Here is a 5,670-nt window from a genome sequence, read left to right on the forward strand (position 1 = left end):
TGTTGGATAAGACTTTTAGACTTTTTTGACCTCAAAAAGTGCCAGCCATTGGAGGGATCGGGGCGAAAATTCCTGGACTTTTTCCCTGAAAATTAGGTAATTGACCGTCTGAAAATGGGTAAAACCCCACACCCCACACCCTGCCCCCACAAAAAACTTTTTCAGCAGACCCTAAATATTGATACTATTGGGGATGCGAGAGGGTTTCAGGAAAATATAAGGCGTAAATCGGGTTAAATTGCGCCGATCGATCTCATTTTCGATCGCTTTTAATTTAGCTTGGAAAACCGCCAAAATCGGGTAAGTGCGTTGATCTGGGAAAGCACTTCGGGATGGATAACCAAAACGGTTAAATTGAAAAGCTGTTAAAGTCTGCATAATTTCCAATTGATAAGCGGCCTGGGCCTGGGGCGGCAAAAGACGGAGAATATAATCTATATCCACTTCCTCAGCTGCTTTGGGAGGAGATTGATAACCCGCTAGGGGAATATTCGGGCAAAAGGCGAGATAATCGTATTGAGGATAATTAACCGCCGCGTGTTGTGGTCCGGCCACAAAAATTATCTGGGTGACAACTTCGACTAATTTGGCTAAAGTGTCTAATTCTCCGTCAGAAACTAATTTTTTGATGCCTCCACCTTCAGGTGACATCAATTTTCGCACCCAAGCTTGTAATTCTGTATCCCCGTTTACATCCGCGTCGGAAGTATAGTAAAGACTTAGGTAATCTTTGACGTAGGTTTCCGTTGCTTGCCAAAGTAAGAGAGCATCGTCTCGGTAGGGGTAATCTGGTAGTAGGGAGGTATCATCGACTTGGCGGAAGGCTAATTGCTTGGGTAGGGTATAATCGGCGAAATTATCCAATCTTTGACGATAGGAAGTCTTAATTATCTCGATAGATGCTTCTAGCGTCCCCGCTAATAGACGATCAACGAATCCGCCAGGGTTAATTAACTCGCTCTCGGCTAAACTATTAATAGCGAGGGTAAATTGAAAATGAGGTCTTAATAGAATTGCCAGAGGATGATTGATTGCTAACTCGGTAGCTGTATCTAAAACAAAAGCTTCCGCTACTAAATGGGTATGGCTGAGGTGACTAACTAATTCATGGTGATTTCCGTCGGCAATTTGCACGAAAATCTTCGCCATTAACCAATTAAGTCCGTCATCGGGGGTATAGATGCGCTGATTAGGTTGGGTCGGATCCTGATATAATTGAATGGCAACAGGTACTAATCCCCCTTGACCGCGTAAACCTCTAGCACGCCAACAGAAAAGGACAAGAGGTGCTGTTACAGTTTTCATGCCCTTTTGATAACTGCCTAAAGTTAGGTTGTTTAGGGGGGCATAATCTGCTAGAAATAAGTTACCCTTAGCGGCTTCCGAGTCAATGGTTTTATCCGGTCCCATGGCTTTTTGGAAGATGGCATCGCTGACGGGGAAATTATCTGGTAAGCTGCTAATCCCGCGAATTACCAGGGGATTTGCTCCCGCTAATCTTTGGTAGGCAAAACCTGTATTAGATTGCCAAGTTTTAATGCTTGTGGGTTTGGGAAGGATAGGAAAAAGTTCTTCGTAATCTTCTAATGTGTCGAAGGGATCGAAGATATTTTCTACTCTTGTGGCGACTCCATTGGCAATTAAAGCACTGAAACCTTTACCCCGCATTACTTGATAGGAAATAGAAAAGTTTTCGTGGGTAGGTAAATCTTTGACGAGGGTGATACCATTAACGGAATCATAAATGTACACTTGTTTTTGTCGTCTTAATAGATCTTGTCTTTTGACTGGATCAGGATCATTTTTGGGTAGCGATGGTGTCAGCAAAGTAACTCCTTGTCTAAAAAATTAGAACTTAAAAATTGTGGTCTTTTTCCTGGCACTAATAGGCTAGTCAAAGTAAAGAATTACCTCCAACAAAAGGGTCTTTTGAGGTAAATTACCTGCTAGATATAGTGTCACCCATTATATACAGCTAGAACTGGGTTAGATTCCCGAAATATTGCATCTGTTTGCAAAACTTAATATATTAATTCTCGCACCTATGAGGTACAAGGTTGCTGGTTTGAGGTTGGGGAGATTTTATCAGTGAACAGTAAACAGTGAACTGAAAACTCCCATCTGATAACTGATAACTGATTGCTAAACCGTTTGTAGGGGAAAACCTAAAGCTTCCCGTTGCTGTAAATACAATTGAGCAACCTGTCGAGCTAAATTGCGAATTCTGCCGATATAACGGGTTCTTTCAGCTACAGCAATCACACCTCTAGCATCGAGTAAATTAAAAGTATGGGAACATTTGAGAACATAATCTAGACTGGGAATCACCAGAGAGCGATCGATTAATTGTTTAGCTTCCTGTTCATATAAACTGAATAAACTAAATAATAACTCAGGATTAGAAGCCTCAAAATTGTAGGTACATTGTTCGATTTCATTTTGCAGGAAAATATCACCGTAGAGGATATTTTCATTCCATTGAATTTTATTAATTGCCTCTACATCTTGCAGATACATGGCTAATCTTTCTAAACCGTAGGTAATTTCGATCGCCACGGGACGACAATCGATACCTCCACACTGTTGAAAGTAGGTAAATTGGGTGATTTCCATCCCATCTAACCACACTTCCCAACCCACACCCCAAGCGCCGAGGGTGGGAGATTCCCAGTTATCTTCCACGAAGCGAATATCGTGATCTTCTGGGTGAATTCCTAACACCCGCAGGGAGTCTAAATAGATGTCCTGAATATTATCAGGAGAGGGTTTAATTAGGACTTGATATTGATAGTAATGCTGAAAACGATTGGGATTTTCGCCATAACGGCCATCCGTAGGACGACGACAGGGTTCCACATAGGCAACTGCCCAAGGTTCCGGACCAATTGCCCTTAAAAAAGTGTGGGGACTCATGGTTCCCGCACCTTTTTCTGTATCATAGGGTTGAGCAACTAAACAACCGCGATCGGCCCAAAATTCATTTAATTTAGCGATAACAGCTTGGAAAGTTAGAGACATGGGAAAAAGTAAAAAAGCAGATTAGGGGTTGGGGAAGTGGGGTGTAGGGTGTGGGGTGTAGGGTGTAGGGTGTAGGGTGTGGGGAGATGGGGGGTTGGGGAGAAAAAAGCTGCCGACTGTCTCCTGTCTCCTGTCTCCTGTCTCCTGTCTCCTGACGGTTAAAGTCATTGACTTACTTTTAACTGCAAGCGAAAGTGAACGGGGGTAGAAGATTGGGGGAGAATAACTAATTCATAAAATCCCTCTTCGGGTAATTGACCGGACCATTGCCGATCGCTAGACTTGTCTAAAAGGGTAATATTACCCGTGGGAGAGTAGAAAGATAGTAAAACTTCGCCTTCCGTCTCTAAATTTAAGTCTAACCGATCACTGGAACGCAATTTTATTGCATAGGCTTTTCCTTGTCCCTCGCTGAGAATTGCCTCGATCACTTCCTCTCCCCCCGCGTCTAAACTTTCGATCGCTTGGTAGGATAGGCCAGACTGTAAAGATTGTAACTGATTCCAGGCCAAACCACTCCATAGTTGACCTAAGCCGCTATCAAAATTTGGTCTTTCTGTCAATTCGGGAAATAGCTGAAAAAAAGCAGTATCAGTGAGTAAATTAAGGACTCTACTGCTTAAACGTAACTGATTCACTTGTTCTCGCCATTTTTCTCGCTGTTGCTCGTCGTAGCTACCTAATGCTTCTCTAGTGCCAGAATCGAGACGGTCTAAGCGATCGAGGATTTCTGCTGCTAAAATATCTCTTTGTTCCTGTTTCTGTTTTTCCTCTTTGATATCCCCATAGCGGAGTTTAAACAATTCATTGACGAGATTTTTAAAAAACTGACCATCAATTCCCAACTCTAGACGGCGCTTTCTCATCTCGGCTTTCCGTTGCCATGCCGTATCTGTGGCAGAATTAAAGTTATTTTCCTCCGTGGCAAAAACGGGTTTAACGGTTTGGGGTTGATTGCTGTGTTTAACCCACTGTTTCCCGATTAACCAGCCTATTGCCGCCGATAATAACATCAAGAGGCAAAAAATAGCGATTCTGCCAGAACAGCCGAGAAAAAGGGGCGATTTATTCCGAGAATTAGCGGCCATTGTCTCCTTAGACGATTGAGGGTTTTGATCTCTAAAGATGAGATTAACACAAATAATAGGCTAAGACGCATTTTAACCGCCTATCCTTAGATTAGCTGAATCTTCCCCAATCCCTTTACTGTTGCCCCTTGTCCCGTCTCAACAAGCAGTTTAAATACACGGGCAGCTTATTATTCATAGCAGATAACCATGACTACGACTCAACCCCTATCCCCTGGCCAAACCGCCCGAAAAGATGAGATAATCTTCCCAACGGGCGAATTTTGGAGTGATGAACCGCCATTGGAAAGTAATTTACATCTAACTCAGATTATTTTGTTGATAAAATGCCTAGAATGGTTATGGCAAGATAGAGAAGATTACTTTGCAACCGGGAATTTAACCATCTACTACAGTCCCAATCAGAAAAAATCAGAATACTTTAGAGGACCAGACTTTTTTGTAGTATTGGGAACAACTAGAAACCAAAACCGGAAAAGTTGGGTAGTATGGCAAGAAGAGGGAAAATATCCTAATGTGATTATAGAAATCCTCTTTTGAAAGTACCGCTAAGACTGATAGGGAAGAAAAGAAAGAAATTTATCAAAATACATTTAGGACTCCTGATTATTTCTGGTTTGACCCCTATAGTTTAGAGTTTGAAGGATCTACGTTAATTAGGGGAAAATATCAACCGATTGAACCCAATCAGCAAGGTTGGTTATGGAGTGAAGAATTGGGCTTATATTTAGGTATCTACGCCGATAAATTGCGTTATTTTAGTCCTAGGGGTCAGTTAATCCCAACACCTGAGGAAGCCGCTCTTCTGGAGAAACAGGCCAAAGAATCTGAACGTCAACAAAAAGAACTGGCTTTACAACAAAAGGAATATGAAAGACAACAAAAAGAACTGGCTTTACAAAAAATTGAGCAATTAACGGCAAGATTAAGAGAATTAGGCATTAATCCCGATGAAACCTTGTAGGAGTGCAAGGTGGTCAGTGAGTTTATCTAACTGCTTGCACCCTCACCTTTCATGAGCAAGCTAAACAGATAAAAAAAAGCTCAATTAAAACAAGATAAATCCTCTTTAGTAACCAGCGATTTTGTTTTATTAGAGGTAGCGGATGCTCTCGCTTCTCCTTTTATTCGTTCTCGAACAATTCCCTTGATTACTCGATTAAAAGAAGCTCAGGATTTATTGGTTATTCCCATTAGTCAAGGTTTATTTAGGGTTTGCTGAAAAAGTTTATTGGTGGGGTTAGGAGTCGGTCGTCAGTAGCCGGTCGTCGGTCGTTTCAGGCTTTGTTGCCCTCCTTTTTTTTGTACCAGCTTATGTACTATAGGAAGGATAATGCAAGGTTTTTGAATGTCCCAATCCTATATTCTTGCACTAACATCGGATTTTAACAGGTCAAAAGCCTTATTTTCAAAGGGTTTTACCATTAAGTACCTAAGCAAAATTAATTACACATCCAAGCCGTCACCCGTCAGCCAAAAGCTTTTTGCTGTGACCAGTAAACAGTGAACTAAAAATTCAAATCTGATCCCTGATAGCTGTCTCGGAGTCTCGGAGTCTCGGAGT

Annotated in this window: 4 protein-coding genes and 1 pseudogene; 1 reads left to right on the plus strand and 4 read right to left on the minus strand. The window is 41.9% G+C overall.

Annotation, left to right across the window (positions count from 1 at the left end):
• Positions 1–171 precede the first annotated feature (171 nt).
• The 4 genes from O9332_RS18460 to O9332_RS18475 all read right to left on the minus strand — a co-directional run bounded on the left by O9332_RS18460 (position 172) and on the right by O9332_RS18475 (position 4,106).
• Complete coding sequence (locus O9332_RS18460; RefSeq protein WP_288026782.1) at positions 172–1,827, minus strand: lipoxygenase family protein; 1,656 nt, start codon at positions 1,825–1,827, stop codon at positions 172–174.
• Positions 1,828–2,142: 315 nt separating this feature from the next.
• Entirely contained in the window at positions 2,143–3,018 is an 876-nt protein-coding gene (glyQ, locus tag O9332_RS18465) for a glycine--tRNA ligase subunit alpha (RefSeq protein ID WP_002758836.1), read from the minus strand.
• Positions 3,019–3,039: 21 nt separating this feature from the next.
• Positions 3,040–3,186, minus strand: coding sequence for a hypothetical protein (locus tag O9332_RS18470; RefSeq protein ID WP_196219815.1), 147 nt, complete (start codon positions 3,184–3,186; stop codon positions 3,040–3,042).
• Complete coding sequence (locus O9332_RS18475; protein ID WP_002758837.1) at positions 3,183–4,106, minus strand: hypothetical protein; 924 nt, start codon at positions 4,104–4,106, stop codon at positions 3,183–3,185. Before O9332_RS18475 ends, O9332_RS18470 begins: the two co-directional genes overlap by 4 nt.
• 189 nt (positions 4,107–4,295) lie before the next feature.
• Here O9332_RS18475 and O9332_RS18480 point away from each other — a divergent pair.
• A pseudogene (locus O9332_RS18480) lies at positions 4,296–5,070 on the plus strand (Uma2 family endonuclease).
• Positions 5,071–5,670: the final 600 nt, after the last annotated feature.

It is taken from the genome of Microcystis sp. LE19-10.1B (genome assembly GCF_027530565.1).
Lineage (GTDB): Bacteria > Cyanobacteriota > Cyanobacteriia > Cyanobacteriales > Microcystaceae > Microcystis > Microcystis aeruginosa.